Origin of the sequence: Flavivirga aquatica, from assembly GCF_001747085.1 — a bacterium.
Lineage (GTDB): Bacteria > Bacteroidota > Bacteroidia > Flavobacteriales > Flavobacteriaceae > Algibacter_C > Algibacter_C aquatica.
On the sequence record NZ_MDJD01000032.1, the window covers coordinates 1 to 424 of the forward strand.

Annotated in this window: 1 protein-coding gene; it reads right to left on the minus strand. The window is 29.7% G+C overall.

Annotation, left to right across the window (positions count from 1 at the left end; translation table 11 throughout):
• Positions 1-424: DDE-type integrase/transposase/recombinase (locus A8C32_RS06315; protein WP_240491702.1), on the minus strand; the 424-nt coding region annotated here is incomplete at both ends.

Here is a 424-nt window from a genome sequence, read left to right on the forward strand (position 1 = left end):
CTCTGTGTTATTTTAGAGCTTAGGTTTAATAAACTAACCATCTTATTAGATGCATATTGCACACCTCTATCTGAATGAAAAATATGGTTATTAGTTATTTTTCTTTTTTCTCTAGCTAATACCCAAGCTTTATAAACCGTGTTTTTCGTAGTCATGTCTGCACTTAAAGTCCAAGCTACTATTTTTCTATCCGCTAAATCTAAAATAGTTGTTAGGTAATTCCACCCGCTTCCTACTTTAATATAAGTAATATCTGAGACCCATTTTTCGCCTAATTGACTACTACTAAAACCCCTATTTAATATATTTTCCGCTATTGGAAAATCGTGATTAGAATTAGTAGTCATTACTTTATACTTTTTACTTAACACACTTTTTAAACCTAATTCTTTCATTAAAAAGGCTATATAGGATCTACTATAAA